Raw genomic sequence first — 15,159 nt, 5'->3', positions numbered from 1 at the left:
TAATCCTTTACTTCTGTTCCATAATACATTGCAAAGGATACTGGTTTTGTCTAGAATGATTCATCACTTGGTTTACTTTCATCTCAGCAACTTCATACGAATAAACACCACATTCACCAATCCCTTGACGATGAACTTTTAACATAATGAACTCAGCACTCTCACGGTCTTTGTGAAAAAAACTTTGCAAAACATGAATAACAAAATCCATGGGAGTATAATCATCATTGATAAGCAAAACCCTATATAGTTTCGGAACCTGAACTTTAGAAACAACTTTTGCCTTAGCCTTAGTATTCAAACAATCATCAATTCCCGAAGTCTCTTTTTTACACATATAGTTTTCAAACATAAAAACAAGAGATACTAATTCCACGAATCCAATCTTTCTTTATCCAATGATAACCAAAACCAGTGTCAAAAAGATATATAAATCTATTAATCATTCACAAAAAAAAACACATTTTTGTTTTCTATAAATCATTACTATGCAGTAATTTCTAACAAAATATTTCAACTAAGCAATTAATAAAAATCAAAGATCATCTTCTAGAATAGACATATCAAAATGATATGACATCTCTCCTTCATCATCGTTACGATAAATGAGTCCAATAAATTCCGAATTCATAAAAACTTCTAATGAATCCGATTGATTAGTACGTGACTTTACAGAAATACTAGATCCAAACATCTTTTGAAGATATTTCTCTAGTTTTTTAATCTCAGCAGAAATCATTTACGTCTCCATTTCAAATATTTTTTCCTCAAATCACTATCATAATAATCATACGATAATTAATTATACTAATCGAGATGTTGAATGCAGAATATCGAAACAATACAACATAAATAATATCCTTATCAGTATTTTTTAATAAGTCATTTAACAAAAACAAAAAAACAACATTTAGTAGTAAAAAACGATATACCTAATTATATATGCCTTATTTTTGAATAAAATTCTACAACTCCCTCTTTAAATTGCTTATCACCAACTGCCAACATATGATCTCTATCATAAATATTTAAATATTGACTGCGCGGTATAAATGACATCAATTCTTGTGGAGAACCTGCTATATCATCTTTAGATCCTACGGCAATTAATACCGGAACGTCAATGCGACCTAAATCATCTTTATGAAATAATTTTCTAGTCATAGAAATACATGATGATAATGTTTTTAGATCGTTATCAGGATTAAGTTCTGCAAATTTTCTAAACTTTTTACCCAAAGGATGTTGTACATCATCAATAGATGGAAGAGAAAAAGAATCTATTACAGGCTGCCAATCAATTACCTTTGAATCATATAAACCACTTCCTACTCCACCCAAAACAATTGAGTTTACATAAGACGGATAAAATATTGCCATAGAGCATGATATACGCGATCCCATAGAATATCCCATGACATGTGCTTTACTAATTCTTAAATGATCCAATAGAGACACAGCATCTGCCGCCATAAAAACAAGACGATAATTATTACGATCATATGGTTTATCACTTTTGCCATGACCTAAATTATCAATTGCAATAACCCGAAAACCCTGATCACATAATAGTTTTATCCAACCTGTAGACAACCAATTGATTCGTAAAGAAGAAGTAAATCCATGAATCAACAAAATAACTGGATCATTTTTATCACCTACATCATAAAATGATAATTTGAATTTTCTCCACGAGATAAAATAATTAACATTATTCATCATAAAAATCTTTCATAATTTCTATTGTAGATACTTGATTATTTTCCTTTACCTGTAGAATATTAACAGTGTAAGTTTATGATAACCCTTGTATATACAATTTCTTGATAACGTATTATAGTAAATATTAAGGAAAAATACTATGGATCACAGTCCTATTTCTCATTTTAAAAACGATCAAGGGCATAAAAGCATAAAAATAGGAGTTAAAAAATTTATGTGTATGGGAGCCTCTCCTCCCTTGGATCATCCCCATGTTTTTATCAATATGGGAAAAGAAGACAAAAAACATTGCCCCTATTGTTCAACACTTTATCAATTTGACTCTTCACTTAACTCGGAAGAAACTATTCCGGCAGGGAATTTTATATCCATTTAATGTCAACTAAGAAATTTTATCACTCAAAAGATAAACCATTTATAGCAATAGTAGGAGCAGGAATATCAGGGTTAACTCTTGCTAATTCTCTTGTTAAATTTGGAATACAATCTTGTGTTCTTGAAAAAAAAGATCAATGGTCTGAAAAGGGATTTGGCATACAAATATCACCTAATTCTTCACGAATACTAAAAAAAATCGGTATCTTAGATCAGTTAGAAGATGTCTGGATTGAACCGAAAGATTTTGTTTTTCGTTCAGGATTTAGCCTTAAAGAATTAAGTCGCTTCTCTTGCAGCGATTACTCACGCAATAATTGGGGAGGAGCATACGGAGTAGTCAAGAGAGATACTCTACATAAAATACTTTTGAGTAATCTCAAAACACAATCCTTAGTTAAATTGCATTTATCAACCAATGTAACAAATCCAGATTTCACTAAAATATCAAATATACAAAATAAAAAACCTGATCTAATAGTAGGCGCGGATGGATTAAACTCCAATATACGGAGATACATAGATACACAACCTATAATATTTTCAGGAAGTATTGCCTTGCGTTGTTTGATTTCACAAAATGATGCTCCTGATTTCATTGATCGTCACTCAGTAAATGTGTTTTTCGGATCTAATTCCCATTTAGTAACATATCCATTGCGAGAAGATAATACGATAAACATAGTTTTCATTACAGACAAGAATACTCTAAGTGATATCTCTTTTTTAAAACAAGACAAAGAAAACAAGATTTCAGAAAATAAAAAATGGTTTTTGAAGAATTTAAAAAATTGGCATAAAGAAATAATAGATCTCATTTTAAAAACAAATGACACCCATATCTATCCTTTATTTGAATGTATATGTAATCTTTGGCATAATAATAGAGATACCGTTTTAATTGGTGATGCGGCACATACATTTTTGCCCTTGATTGCTCAAGGAGCTAATATGGCAGTAGAAGATGCTTATATTTTATCGCAACTTCTAAGCACAGAAAAAATTTCCAAAGCTATTAATACCTATCAACAAATAAGATCTTCACGAATTAAAAGAATAAAACGTCGTAATAGATTAAATCAGCTATTTTTTCACATGAATAAACCAGCTAGTTTTTTTAGGAACTATTTTCTTCGATTAGAGATTAACAAACCATTGCACAAGAGTTTAGACTGGATCTACACGTACAAAACACCTGGAACATCTGGTTGTTGGCGCAATAGAAAGAGATAGTAATGTTGTTGCAATGCCATGTAATGAATTTAAGAAAAAAGATGTTAGAAACCTAATATTAGAGAATGTAGATTTAAAAAATTCTGAGATTTTTACTGATGAATATAGAGTTTATAGCAGAGTGAATAAACTTATATCGCATAGCAAAGTTAATCATGGTGGCAAACAATATGTAAATGGTATTGTTCACACAAATACAATAGAAAGTTTTTGGGCGATAGTTAAAAGACAGTATTATGGGCAACATCATCATTATTCTAAAAAATATACAGATAAATATATAGGGGAAGCTGTTTTTAAATATAATCATAGAAAAGAAACAAGCGAAAATGTGTTTTATAGTATATTAGAAAAGGTGTTGTATGTATAAATTTATAGATTTATTTTGTGGTATTGGAGGGTTTAGGCTTGCTTTGGAAAAAAGAGGACTAGAGTGTGTTTTTTCAAGCGATATAGACCCTCATGTTCAAGAGGTATATAAACAAAATTTTGGTGAAAAGCCCAGTGGAGATATTACAGAGATACCAGCAAAAAAAATACCGAAACATGATATTTTGTGTGCTGGATTTCCTTGTCAACCCTTTTCAATTTCAGGGAAGCACGAAGGAGTATCTGACCCTAGAGGAAGGTTGTTTTATGAAATACAAAGGGTTGCACAATACCGTCAACCTTATGTCATTATTCTTGAAAATGTCAAAAATATATTAACTATTGACGGTGGAAATGTAATTAAAATAATGGAACAAAAATTAGATGGAATTGGTTATATGTTAAACAAGCATGTTTTAAATGCGTCTTATTTTGGTATCCCTCAAGCAAGAGAAAGAGTTTATTTTGTAGCTTTGAGAAAAGATATGAAAGACAGCAAAAAACCTAATTTGGATTATAGTCGACCTAAAGAAATTAATAAGAAGGTATTTCTAGAAAGTATATTAGAAAAAGAAGTGGATAGTGATTTTATTGTGGTTAGAGATGATATAAAAATCACAAAAAATGAAAATGATATTTTAAATAAATTAGAGCCAATTAGAGTAGGAACTCTTAATAAAGGTGGGCAAGGAGAACGTATTTATAGCCCTAAAGGTCATGCTATAACTCAATCGGCATACGGTGGCGGAGTGGGTGCTAGAACAGGACTATACAACACAGAGCAAGGGATTAGGCGACTTACAATAGATGAATGCAAAAAAGTAATGGGGTTTCCAACAAGACATAAAGTCAGTAATGGATTGCAAGGTTATCAGCAACTAGGGAATGCTGTTGTTCCTGATATGATCGGTCATGTTTATGACAGTATAAGAATTATATAATGCTTAAAAACAATAAAAACGCTTACGCAGGCATGAATGTAGAAACATTAATTCAGAATACTATTGTAGATCACCCGTCAATAATTAAAAAATTACAAGAATATTTCAATATAGAAGGTGCTTTTTCTAATACTTCTGGTGGTGGAATATATGGAGATAAATCAGATATCAGAATAAATTTTGCATCAGGACATTATATTGATGCCAACATAAAGAGCTTTAAATCTAAAGTGGCGTTCAATCAATTAGCAAGAACAAGTGTTTCTAAATTTTGCTCTGATTTTGGTTTAAACTCTAAAGGCAAAGAAGAGTTAGAGGATATTATTGTTTCAAAATCAAAAAATACTAAAAACCCTTTATTTTTAGAGGAACATCATAAAAAGTGGGGGAATTTTTTCACAGATAATGCAAAAAATATTTTAAAATGGGGGTTTTCAAAAAATCCAAATAGGGAGATCTTGGTTCTTTATAATAAAGATACATCATTAGTACAAATATATCCCATGAAAGAAATCTTGAGAAATTTACCAACTAATTTAACCTTTACAAAAGGAGGTTTTAATTTGGGTGGTTGTATTTCATTTCAAAGGAAAGGTGGTAATGGCTCTATGAGTAAAACAATACCTAAAACATCAATAAAACACCCAGGCAATAATATACAATTAAAATTAAAAATAAATAAATTCATAGAATATTTGCAATATATTAAGTTGGGGGAATATAAAATATAGCTTTATATAAACCATTAAGTGAACATTCCGAAAAATATTAATCTAAAATCTGTCAATTACTTTTATAAAAATATTAATAAAGAAAAATCACAAATTATATAACAATATTTTTCGCTATAAAATTTAAAGGTAGAAAATTTAAAAACGACAATATCAATAATTTTAAAAAAAATTAATAGTTAAATCTACATTACTCAAAATATTGCAACAAATTATCGAATCAAGAATTACATTCGATCATATAAAAATAAAAAAAATCACCTTCAATCAAAAAATAAAATATTTCCTGATTACTACTGTTAAAATTATGATTATTTATTAAATCTTTTTAAATAAAGCAAAATTAACGATATTTTTTATTATTGTACCCCCCTATAAGAAAAATATATAAATAAATATTAAAAGCAAATAGACTGCATTTGAGGACTAGATAATTAAATTATTACTTTTATCATTTAATATTGACGGTTTTACTGAAAAATATCTTGAAATTATGCAACAATTGCTTAGTGTCTTTTGAAGAATAGGTTAACATACAAAATCCTCTTTATTGCTTGTTTTACAGCTAATTTGTAATAATATATTTTAATGGATGTACATTGGTGGCATAAACTCCAAAATATATCTAAAAATTAATAGCTATTTTTAAAGAAAGGATAAATTTGTGCACAGGGATTTTTTTATCAACATTCTTTGCTTGATCATTCTATCTTTTACAATATTTCCAGCTAATGCCAGTGTATTGCAAGATATTAAAAATAGAGGTTTCTTGAAATGCGGAATTAATACTGGTCTTATAGGTTTTTCTGAAATTAAAGCTGATGGAGATTGGAAAGGATTTGATGTCGATTTTTGTAAGGCTTTATCTTCTGCAATTTTTGATGATCCTTCTAAAATTCAATACCTTCCATTGAGTGCAAAAGAGCGTTTTATAGCATTGCAGTCAAAACAGATAGACATACTAAGTCGTAATACAGACTGGACATTGCTCCTCGAAACTTCTCTAGGACTTGCTTTTCGCCCTATCACATATTTTGATGGACAAGGGTTTATCATGTATAAAAAACCAGGTATTTCTTCAGTTTCACAATTATCTGGAGCTTCTATCTGCGTCCAAGCGGGAACGACAACAGAACTAACCCTTGCAGATTATTTTAAAGCTCATCAAATGAGTTATCATCCTATAATATTTGAACGTGTTGAAGAAATTGATGCCGCTTATCGTTCTCATCGATGTGATGTATATACTGGAGATCAATCAGCTTTATATGCTTTAAAGCTTACTACTGATAAACCAAGTGAACATATAATTTTACCAGAAATCATATCTAAATCTCCTCTTGCTCCTTCTATTCTACAAGGTGATAGCCAATGGTATAACATTGTTTCATGGACTCATTACGCAATGGTGAATGCAGAAGAGTTTGGTATTACTCAAAAAAATGTTGATAAAATACGTCGCGATACTATTAACCCAGACATACAACGTTTTCTTGGGGTAGATAAAAGCAACAGTATAGGAGAAAGCCTAGGCCTTACAAAAGATTGGACTTATAGAATCATAAAACACGTAGGAAATTATGGTGAGTCATTTGATCGAAATCTTGGAAATAATTCAGTATTGAAGATTCCACGTAGATATAATTCCTTGTGGAATAAAGGTGGATTAATGTATGCTCCACCTATTCGTTAGAATTTATTTGTAAATAATTTTTGTCAAATACTAGATAAATACTATTTGTTTTAATAAAAAAATTGGCAAAAAAATTCCTTTAATACATCTCTATTTATCATTTATAGGAGATATATGGTGTATGATTAGTAAAAATATTAGAAAAGAATTTAGAGATTACTTTATAGAAATGAAATTTTTATATGACGTACGCGTACATAAAATATTGCTTCAAGCATTCATTTTATTGATAATTTCTATAATAATATTATTCTGTTACAGTAATGCTTATCGTAATATGGAGAAATCAAATGTATCTTTGGGCATAGGGTTTTTAAAAGAACGTTCTGGATTTGAAATAGATCAAGGAATTATCCCTTATACAAGCGATTATTCATATTATAGGGCAATATTAGTTGGATTTTCCAATACGTGCTTGATAGCTTTTTCAGGAGTTATTCCTTCTACACTCATAGGAGTATTAGTAGGATCGGGACGCCTATCATCCAATAAGCTTGTATCATGGACTTGTAGAGTTTACGTAGAAATATTCCGAAATATTCCACCATTAATTGTTATATTTTTCTGGTATAGATCTGTGCTATCACTTTTACCTATTCCGGATCATTCAATTGCCTTACCATTTGGAACATTTTTAAATAATAGAGGGCTATCTTTTCCGTTATTAATAATGGATATGAATGGCAAAATTTTTATCTTTTCATTTATATTAGGAATAATTTTAAGTATTTTTACAGGAAAATTATCTCGCCGTTTTCATGAAAAAACTGGAAAATCATTTTCTTTGATTTATTCGTCAATATTTTTGATATTTGGATTGCCATTTTTAGTATTATCTGCATTAAAGTTTCAATTACACTTTGATCGCCCTGTACTTGGTGAATTCAATTTTGTGGGAGGAAGCACAATAAGTCCTGAATTTATATCTCTTTATATGGCTTTGTCATGCTATACAGCATCTTTTATAGCAGAGATTGTTAGATTAGGGATTACTTCAATACCTCGTGGCCAAATAGAAGCAGGAATAACACTTGGATTAACTTATACAAAAGTTACACGTTTAATACTTCTACCACAGGCAATGCGTGTAATTATTACACCTCTTACCAGTCAATACTTAAATCTATTGAAGAATTCATCTCTTGCTGTCGCTGTAGGATATGCAGATCTAGTGTCGGTTGGAGGAACTATTATGAATCAAACTGGTCAAGCAATTGAAATTATTTTAATTTGGATGTTAATATATTTAAGTTTATCAATCATGATCTCTTTATTCATGAATTACTTGAACTCTAAAACAAATTTGAAGGAAAGAAAATGATTGATCATAATAAAGAATTTCCTTATGTACGCAAGAAATTACTACCACCTTCTTTACCTCCAGTATATCAAAGAGGAATTATTGCATGGATTCATACTAATTTTTTTTATACGATCAAAGATACCTTTTTTACTATATTAATAACATTATTGTTAATATATTCTATTCCTAACATTATCCACTGGCTTTTCATAGATGCTGTCTGGACGGGAAGTAATAGGTCAGTATGTACTACTGTATCTCAAGGAGGAATCCAACCCGATGGTTGGAGCGCTGCTTGCTGGGCTTTTGTATATGATCGCTATGAACAGTTTTTATTTGGAAATTATCCTGTAAAAATGCGTTGGAGACCTATCCTAGTTTTCTTTACGGGATCATTTCTTCTAATACCTATGCTTATACCTTCTTTCCCTCGTAAATTTCTAAATGGAGTTTTGTTATTTGGTATATTTCCAGTATTTTCTTTTTTCATCTTATACGGTGGTTTATGGCTTAGCGTTGTAGAGACATCACTATGGGGAGGATTACTAGTAACTCTAGTGATTTCATTTTTTGGAATTGTAGTTTCAGTGCCAGTAGGTATTTTATTAGCATTAGGAAGAAATTCTAATATTCCAATCTTGAAGTATGTATGTGTTTCATACATTGAGCTATTGCGTGGAATACCATTAGTGCTAGTTCTTTTCATGTCTAGCGTTGTATTACCATTTTTTCTTCCTGATACATGGGATGTTGATAAATTATTACGAGCTCTTATAGGAGTGTCTGCTTTTGCATCTGCTTATATTGCAGAGGTTTTTAGAGGAGGTTTACAATCTATTCCAAAAGGACAATTTGAAGCATCTGATTCTTTGGGATTAAAATATTATCATAAGATGCGTTTCATTATTATACCACAAGTGATTAAGCGTATTATTCCTGGAATCGTGAATACTTTTATAGGATTATTTAAAGATACCTCTCTTATATCTATAATCAACATGTTTGACCTTCTAGGAGTTGTAAGAGCAAATTTCAGTGACTCAACATGGATATCTTCCGTCACTCCTACTACTGGATTAATATTAGTAGGATTCGTGTTTTGGATATTTTGTTTTAGCATATCGTCATATTCGGTATTCATAGAAAAAACTATTTATAAAAAGAGCAAAAAATAAGGATTCTTGTACAGATGAAAAATACTACGGAAAATCCAAAAAAATCAAAAAAAAATAAATTTGCTATTGAAATAAAATCCTTAAATAAGTGGTATGGAAATTTTCATGCACTACGTGATATTAATCTCAATATACTACCAAAAGAACGAGTTATTATCGCAGGACCTTCGGGGTCAGGAAAGTCTACTTTAATTCGTTGTATTAATCATATCGAAAAACATCAAGAAGGAGATGTCATTATAAATGGCATACCTATTAACAGTGATATACGAAATATCGAAGATATTCATAAAGATGTTGGTATGGTTTTTCAACATTTTAATTTATTCCCAAATCTTAGTGTATTGGAGAATTGTACTCTTGGTCCTATTTGGGTTAGAAAAATTCCCAAAAAAGATGCAGAAGAACTTGCGATGTACTATTTAAATAAGGTTAAAATTGCAGATAAAGCTCATAGATCGTCTCTTTTATTATCTGGAGGAGAAAATCAACGTGCTGCTATTGCTCGTTCTTTATGTATGCAGCCAAAGATTATGCTATTTGATGAACCAACTTCTGCTCTAGATCCAGAGATGGTTAAAGAAGTTCTGGATATAATGATTGAGCTCGCAGAAGAAGGAATGACCATGGTTTGTGTGACACATGAAATGGGTTTTGCTCGCCAGGTTGCAAATCGAATAGTATTTATGGATCAAGGACAAATTGTTGAACAAAACTCTCCTGAAGAATTTTTTAATAATCCTCAGCACGAGAGAACACAATCTTTCTTAAGCCAAATAATTTATTAGTTATATTATTATATGATATAATTTATAATATTATTTCTATTGATATGTTCAACTAAGAAAAATTATTTTTTTGATAACTAATAATTTAACTTGATTAGTCAGAATATATATATATAAAATATGTCGTTATATATTGTCGGAGTGTGGCGCAGCCTGGTAGCGCATCTGGTTTGGGACCAGAGGGTCGGGAGTTCGAATCTCTCCACTCCGACCATTTTATTAGATATTTACTAAGTATTAAGTATAAACCTGCGATATACTAGATTGTGAATATGATAGCAAAAATTTATAATATAAGAAAATCATCAACCCAATCTGGGAAAAAAGGTCGTATAGGAAAATGGGTATTGGAGTTTGAAAAAATAATTCCTCCTTATATAGAACCTATGTTAGGTTGTACGTCTTCCAAGGATACTTTACAACAAGTAAAGCTTTTTTTTCCATCACTAGAAACAGCAGAAAAATATGCAAAAGATCATGATCTTAAATATCATGTAATTCCATTACATAAGGAAAGACAAAAAAGACTATCCTATCAAAAAAACTTTTCTTATAATCGTCTAGAGCCTTGGACTCATTAGTATATTTTAAAACAAAAACTTGGCTCCTTAGCTCAGTGGATAGAGCGCCTGCCTTCTAAGCAGGATGTCGCAGGTTCGAATCCTGCAGGGGTCACCAGATAAGTTATAACTTATTGATTTAACTCTGTTTTTTTATAAAGAAAGGTCTTCCCTATTAAAGTTTGGGATAACCCCTATTTTTTAAAACTAATTAGTAATTAAATGCCATTAGCTATTTGACTCAAATAAGTGAAAGTTGCATACGAGTGCAACTAGCTTTTGAAGTATGAATGGAGAAAATAAAATGTTTAGCATAGATAGATAGATTCAAAAAAGGATTGAAAGGAGAAGAAAGTCTAGCTTATACCTTTTGGTGGTTATGGTTTGGTATTCCTATTATAGTGCATATTTTTATCATCCTTGTCGGTACGATTTGTAATATATTTGTTTCATCCCAATTGTTTTGTCCATCATGGATAATAGTGGTACTATTTGTACCATCATACATATTGATGTTATATGCTCCATATATTGGAGGTGTATGCTTATATGTAATATATAAACATTTCCATGAAACTATATGGGCTAAAATCGTTTTAGGATTTCTTGTTCTTTTTGCTTTTTGTCAGTTGGCGTCGATACCGTGTTATAGCATTTATTGGGCTTATTATTATGTTGCATCATATATAATTGCTAGAATAACGGTATATCATCTAATGAAGAAAGAAAAAAGATCTAAATCCATCTCTTATTAACTATTTCGTTCATACATCAAGGGAGTTAAGTAAGGTAATGGTTTTTTATTAATATACTAATTTATGAAAAACCATTGAATTAGAGACGAGAGAATGCACCATGATGTCTACATTACCAAAAAGTGATAGAGCTCAGTATTCAGAATAGAAAAGACCACCCTTCTCTTTTCCTTGCTTTATCAAATTTCTTCTTCGAAAAAGAGTATAGATGCCGATCTTCACCCCAACATTTGAATAGACAAAAACTAATTTATTTCGCACATTGCAATATTATTTTAGATAAGAAACGATCTTACGTTAATAAAAAACCCCAAGCCTAGAAGAAAGGTCTATTTTTTGCTGGTATTTATCATAGATTAAAGTATTTCGGAAATTATCGCATTACTATACCTATAGATTTAGCATTTCAAATTTTCCCAATCAATACGATAATTACGTGATTAATGAAATGGAATATATCTAGGAGAAATATCAACACCATTCAGTTAATAAATTAAGTGATTTAACCCAAAAAAATGGGAGAGCATGGAAACAGTACTACGATCCTTCTAATCCTTTAAATAATAAAACCATTATCCCCGAAGATATTTTGTCATTTGAAAATAGGTATTAATATGGGGGATAGATATAGATAAGACATTCGAATCTGCAAATATACTTCTTGAAAAAGCGATGCAGTCATCCTTAAGACAAGAGAAAGCAAAAGCAAAATAGTTTGGAGGAAGATAAATATTTGCGTTTTACCTATAATAATAAAGCTTTTAAGATTACTATCTATTGGCTTATGTTAGTATCTGTATTTTTAATTACTCAGATTGTAGATTTAAATTTCCTTGTGAAAGTCATTGATGTTAAATTCGGGGCTTGTCATGGCATCTATGTCTTCAACAGTTGTTGGTTCTTGGTATTTAGTCGGAAAAGGATTGTTTAGGGTTTAAGACAGAGATAAATAAATTAGTTATTACCAACTTTACAGTATCTTCTTAAATATTATACCTATACACCAAAAACCAATATAAAAGATATACTTTTCTGAATAGAATGGATCCATAACAAAATAGGTAAAAATAATCCTATACTGATCAGATATCATCATACTGAAAATCTTTTGTTCTACATTGATGTCTATTGGGAGATATTTAGACAACAAAAATAACATTTGATAAAATTAAATAACAATAGTTACTAATCACTTGACGATAAAGTAAACTAGATTTTTATAACTAAATATTATGAATAAGATATGCTTGGTTTACTTTACAGAATGTTTAATAATTTATAACTTATATACCATAAAAGTTGTATATAAAAAACCAAGGAAGACTACTAACCAAATCTCTTTTCAGCATAATTTTAGTGAAGAACTTTCAAAATCTTCAAAAGCAATATAGTTCTAACGCAGTAGAAACAGTATACGTTGCAATTTATATCCAATAAGTGATTTATGCAGTAGTGGAATATAAATATAGTTAATCAAGTGATAATAATAGTAATCAAACTATTATAAATTCCACGCGTATGATTCCTCGGGATTTATTCTATTTTTACGCAAAACGTATTAGTAAGGAAATTTGAAAACTTGGTTACCATCTTTATTTTTATCTCTAAATAAGACGTAAAAAAGCAAAATCACCTTAAAAACTAATAAATAGATTATGATGATAGTATTTTTAAGTTATTAGAATTATGTTATTTGGCTGGAATCTTCCCTTGCTTATCGTCCACATTTTCTCTAATGAATTTTCTTTTATTTTCAATTACATAATTTGTTCCTTATCAAACTCTCTGTCTTTTATTTTAAATTTTTCTTCAAATTCTCTTTCTTTCATTTTCAATCCCTCTTCAACGATAGAGATGGCTAATGCTAAAGATAAGCAATATCACTACAAAACGGTGATGCAAAAAGTATAAAAGCAAGGAAAAGGTAACGGAACAGAAAAGTATTATTTACAATACATTTGCAATATACTTAAACTTGATTCACGCCATTGTGATACAATAGTTTTCTCCACCAACTTAAAACCCTTCGGAACTTTTTTCTTGAAAATACGTACACCAGCGATTATGACACATACGAAGGTATAAAAAAACACCATATCCATATACATATTTTATCAAGCTTAAAGATTATCTGATATAAAGAACACTTTTGGTTATTATGTTGTATATTTCCATTATTATACCTGTCTAACTGTTTGAAAATATGATACGAAGATTATTTGAAAATAGTAAAAAATTTTGCCAGACCGCTCACAAATCGCTTGATTTTTTCATGAAGTCCGATGAGACTATGTTGTGTAGTATGTTAGTTATATTTTTATCATTAGTTGTATTAGCCTTATTTTCCATTTGTAACCGAGTGGCTAATAGCGAAAGTGCGTTAGTATCTAGTTTAACATAAGACATAACTTTCTCTTTCAGCTCTTTTCTAACTTGTTTTAGGGGTATATAAGGTTTCTGTTCAATTGTAGGTTTATTGATCCCTCCTTTTTTAGGTGTGATACACTCATCACCAAAATAGATCCAATCTAAAGGTTTGTTTAAAGCTCTTTTGATTTTAAGGGCGGTTTTAATTTCAGGCTTACAATATCCATATTCGTAATTAGCTATTGCTTTCCAGCCAACCCCGATCAGTTCCGCAAACTGTTTATGCGTTAATCCTCTTTTTCTTGTCTATTTTCTTTAATTCTCATCCCTATAGCTTTAGCATCTAAAGATCTTTTTTTAACTTTATCTCTTTCAGATACTAGGTTTTCAACACCGTCATATAGCCAATCGAAAGACGCACCAAATCGTTACGTAAGAATAAGGCGTAGTTAGGTGCTGGCGGGGGTAGACCCTAACTCAAACTGACTAATAGAACTACAAGTCTGATTGGCTAGCTTTCCCATCTTCTCTTGGCTTAGATCTAGGGATTTTCGAAACTGTTTAAATCTTACCCCTATTTCAGACCAATCAATAATGTTTTTGATAACTTTTTTCATACTACTTTTATATCTTAAATCAGAGATTTAATAAAGTTGATTATACCCTTCTTTATAAAATAATTTATCTAATGATTTCGTTAATTGCATTGATATATAGAAATTATTCGATAATAATACCTCCAACCTGAAACAAGCATGCAACCAATAAAGGTAGAAAAAAATAAAATTTCGTTAAGTTCCGATGACAATAATTATGATTTGGAATTTATAGCGGTGTATTGTGTATTGGCATTAGATGGGTGACATTATCAAAGTATAGAGGAGAAAATATGGAAATGGCATAGATATACAGAATATCAAAATCATGTCTTATGCTAGTGAAATCAAACGATAATTAAGAGCATATTAATTACTAAATTTGTAGCAATTAAAATAACTATTTTTTATATTTTGATACAATTAGGCTATGCTAAATTTCAATTTACTGTTTTATATATCGTCAATTGTATTCAGTTATTTTATGGAGAAAAAATATTTTGAATAATAAAACATTACAGTTATGTATTTATTTTACTATGTTTTTATAT

At 30.1% G+C, this 15,159-nt stretch carries 15 protein-coding genes and 2 tRNA genes; 12 read left to right on the top strand and 5 right to left on the bottom strand.

The features are described 5' to 3' along the window. Positions 1 to 7 precede the first annotated feature (7 nt). The 3 genes from clpS to GY664_RS02080 form a co-directional block, all read right to left on the bottom strand. The gene (gene clpS / locus GY664_RS02090; protein WP_333947801.1) at positions 8 to 376 is read right to left on the bottom strand and encodes an ATP-dependent Clp protease adapter ClpS; all 369 of its coding nucleotides are present in this window, start codon (positions 374 to 376) and stop codon (positions 8 to 10) included. 159 nt (positions 377 to 535) lie between these two features. Continuing rightward, positions 536 to 739 carry a DUF3126 family protein gene (locus tag GY664_RS02085; RefSeq protein WP_333947800.1) on the bottom strand — a complete coding sequence of 68 codons (204 nt, stop codon included), beginning with the start codon at positions 737 to 739 and terminating at the stop codon, positions 536 to 538. Positions 740 to 936: 197 nt separating this feature from the next. Next, a complete protein-coding gene (locus tag GY664_RS02080) occupies positions 937 to 1,722 on the bottom strand; it encodes an alpha/beta fold hydrolase (RefSeq protein ID WP_333947799.1) in 786 nt (261 codons plus the stop codon). 139 nt (positions 1,723 to 1,861) lie between these two features. On the opposite strand from GY664_RS02080, the gene GY664_RS02075 reads away from it, so the two are divergent. From GY664_RS02075 to GY664_RS02020, 12 genes are all read left to right on the top strand, one after another. Then, positions 1,862 to 2,098 carry a zinc-finger domain-containing protein gene (locus GY664_RS02075; RefSeq protein ID WP_333947798.1) on the top strand — a complete coding sequence of 79 codons (237 nt, stop codon included), beginning with the start codon at positions 1,862 to 1,864 and terminating at the stop codon, positions 2,096 to 2,098. Further along, positions 2,098 to 3,330: an FAD-dependent monooxygenase gene (locus GY664_RS02070; RefSeq protein ID WP_333947797.1), complete on the top strand. Its 1,233-nt coding sequence runs from the start codon at positions 2,098 to 2,100 to the stop codon at positions 3,328 to 3,330. Before GY664_RS02075 ends, GY664_RS02070 begins: the two co-directional genes overlap by 1 nt. Before the next feature lie 13 nt (positions 3,331 to 3,343). Beyond that, the gene (locus tag GY664_RS02065) at positions 3,344 to 3,700 is read left to right on the top strand and encodes an IS1595 family transposase (RefSeq protein ID WP_333947796.1); all 357 of its coding nucleotides are present in this window, start codon (positions 3,344 to 3,346) and stop codon (positions 3,698 to 3,700) included. Next, positions 3,693 to 4,640 carry a DNA cytosine methyltransferase gene (locus tag GY664_RS02060; protein ID WP_333947795.1) on the top strand — a complete coding sequence of 316 codons (948 nt, stop codon included), beginning with the start codon at positions 3,693 to 3,695 and terminating at the stop codon, positions 4,638 to 4,640. The genes GY664_RS02065 and GY664_RS02060 overlap by 8 nt, the downstream gene beginning before the upstream one ends. Further along, a complete protein-coding gene (locus tag GY664_RS02055) occupies positions 4,640 to 5,371 on the top strand; it encodes a hypothetical protein (RefSeq protein WP_333947794.1) in 732 nt (243 codons plus the stop codon). The genes GY664_RS02060 and GY664_RS02055 overlap by 1 nt, the downstream gene beginning before the upstream one ends. Before the next feature lie 664 nt (positions 5,372 to 6,035). Further along, positions 6,036 to 7,064, top strand: coding sequence for an amino acid ABC transporter substrate-binding protein (locus GY664_RS02050; RefSeq protein WP_333947793.1), 1,029 nt, complete (start codon positions 6,036 to 6,038; stop codon positions 7,062 to 7,064). A 121-nt stretch (positions 7,065 to 7,185) separates the two neighbouring features. Continuing rightward, positions 7,186 to 8,385: an amino acid ABC transporter permease gene (locus GY664_RS02045; RefSeq protein ID WP_333947792.1), complete on the top strand. Its 1,200-nt coding sequence runs from the start codon at positions 7,186 to 7,188 to the stop codon at positions 8,383 to 8,385. Beyond that, the gene (locus GY664_RS02040; protein WP_333947791.1) at positions 8,382 to 9,542 is read left to right on the top strand and encodes an amino acid ABC transporter permease; all 1,161 of its coding nucleotides are present in this window, start codon (positions 8,382 to 8,384) and stop codon (positions 9,540 to 9,542) included. The genes GY664_RS02045 and GY664_RS02040 overlap by 4 nt, the downstream gene beginning before the upstream one ends. A gap of 14 nt (positions 9,543 to 9,556) precedes the next feature. After that, complete coding sequence (locus GY664_RS02035; RefSeq protein ID WP_333947790.1) at positions 9,557 to 10,330, top strand: amino acid ABC transporter ATP-binding protein; 774 nt, start codon at positions 9,557 to 9,559, stop codon at positions 10,328 to 10,330. A 137-nt stretch (positions 10,331 to 10,467) separates the two neighbouring features. Further along, positions 10,468 to 10,544, top strand: a tRNA-Pro gene (locus GY664_RS02030). 58 nt (positions 10,545 to 10,602) lie between these two features. Continuing rightward, positions 10,603 to 10,911: an NADH dehydrogenase ubiquinone Fe-S protein 4 gene (locus GY664_RS02025; protein WP_333947789.1), complete on the top strand. Its 309-nt coding sequence runs from the start codon at positions 10,603 to 10,605 to the stop codon at positions 10,909 to 10,911. Positions 10,912 to 10,932: 21 nt separating this feature from the next. After that, positions 10,933 to 11,008 (top strand) — tRNA-Arg (locus tag GY664_RS02020). A 2,887-nt stretch (positions 11,009 to 13,895) separates the two neighbouring features. On the opposite strand, the gene GY664_RS05070 is transcribed toward GY664_RS02020, so the two are convergent. Both GY664_RS05070 and GY664_RS02015 read right to left on the bottom strand, forming a co-directional pair. Continuing rightward, positions 13,896 to 14,255 carry a hypothetical protein gene (locus tag GY664_RS05070; protein ID WP_408612119.1) on the bottom strand — a complete coding sequence of 120 codons (360 nt, stop codon included), beginning with the start codon at positions 14,253 to 14,255 and terminating at the stop codon, positions 13,896 to 13,898. Between the two features lie 206 nt (positions 14,256 to 14,461). Further along, entirely contained in the window at positions 14,462 to 14,629 is a 168-nt protein-coding gene (locus tag GY664_RS02015) for a helix-turn-helix transcriptional regulator (RefSeq protein WP_333947788.1), read from the bottom strand. Between the last annotated feature and the right edge of the window lie 530 nt (positions 14,630 to 15,159).

It is taken from the genome of Candidatus Liberibacter brunswickensis, from assembly GCF_036858155.1.
GTDB lineage: Bacteria > Pseudomonadota > Alphaproteobacteria > Rhizobiales > Rhizobiaceae > Liberibacter > Liberibacter brunswickensis.
This window is presented reverse-complemented; position numbering and strand designations above follow the sequence as displayed.

Bases quoted from the DNA above. Each gene is read 5' to 3' on its own strand.
- GY664_RS02060 (WP_333947795.1), top strand. From the start codon at position 3,693: ATGTATAAATTTATAGATTTATTTTGTGGTATTGGAGGGTTTAGGCTT.
- GY664_RS02015 (WP_333947788.1), bottom strand. From the start codon at position 14,629: ATGAAAAAAGTTATCAAAAACATTATTGATTGGTCTGAAATAGGGGTA.
- GY664_RS02070 (WP_333947797.1), top strand. From the start codon at position 2,098: ATGTCAACTAAGAAATTTTATCACTCAAAAGATAAACCATTTATAGCA.
- GY664_RS02075 (WP_333947798.1), top strand. From the start codon at position 1,862: ATGGATCACAGTCCTATTTCTCATTTTAAAAACGATCAAGGGCATAAA.
- GY664_RS02085 (WP_333947800.1), bottom strand. From the start codon at position 739: ATGATTTCTGCTGAGATTAAAAAACTAGAGAAATATCTTCAAAAGATG.
- GY664_RS02080 (WP_333947799.1), bottom strand. From the start codon at position 1,722: ATGATGAATAATGTTAATTATTTTATCTCGTGGAGAAAATTCAAATTA.
- GY664_RS02035 (WP_333947790.1), top strand. From the start codon at position 9,557: ATGAAAAATACTACGGAAAATCCAAAAAAATCAAAAAAAAATAAATTT.
- GY664_RS02025 (WP_333947789.1), top strand. From the start codon at position 10,603: ATGATAGCAAAAATTTATAATATAAGAAAATCATCAACCCAATCTGGG.
- GY664_RS02065 (WP_333947796.1), top strand. From the start codon at position 3,344: ATGCCATGTAATGAATTTAAGAAAAAAGATGTTAGAAACCTAATATTA.
- GY664_RS02040 (WP_333947791.1), top strand. From the start codon at position 8,382: ATGATTGATCATAATAAAGAATTTCCTTATGTACGCAAGAAATTACTA.
- GY664_RS02045 (WP_333947792.1), top strand. From the start codon at position 7,186: ATGATTAGTAAAAATATTAGAAAAGAATTTAGAGATTACTTTATAGAA.
- GY664_RS02055 (WP_333947794.1), top strand. From the start codon at position 4,640: ATGCTTAAAAACAATAAAAACGCTTACGCAGGCATGAATGTAGAAACA.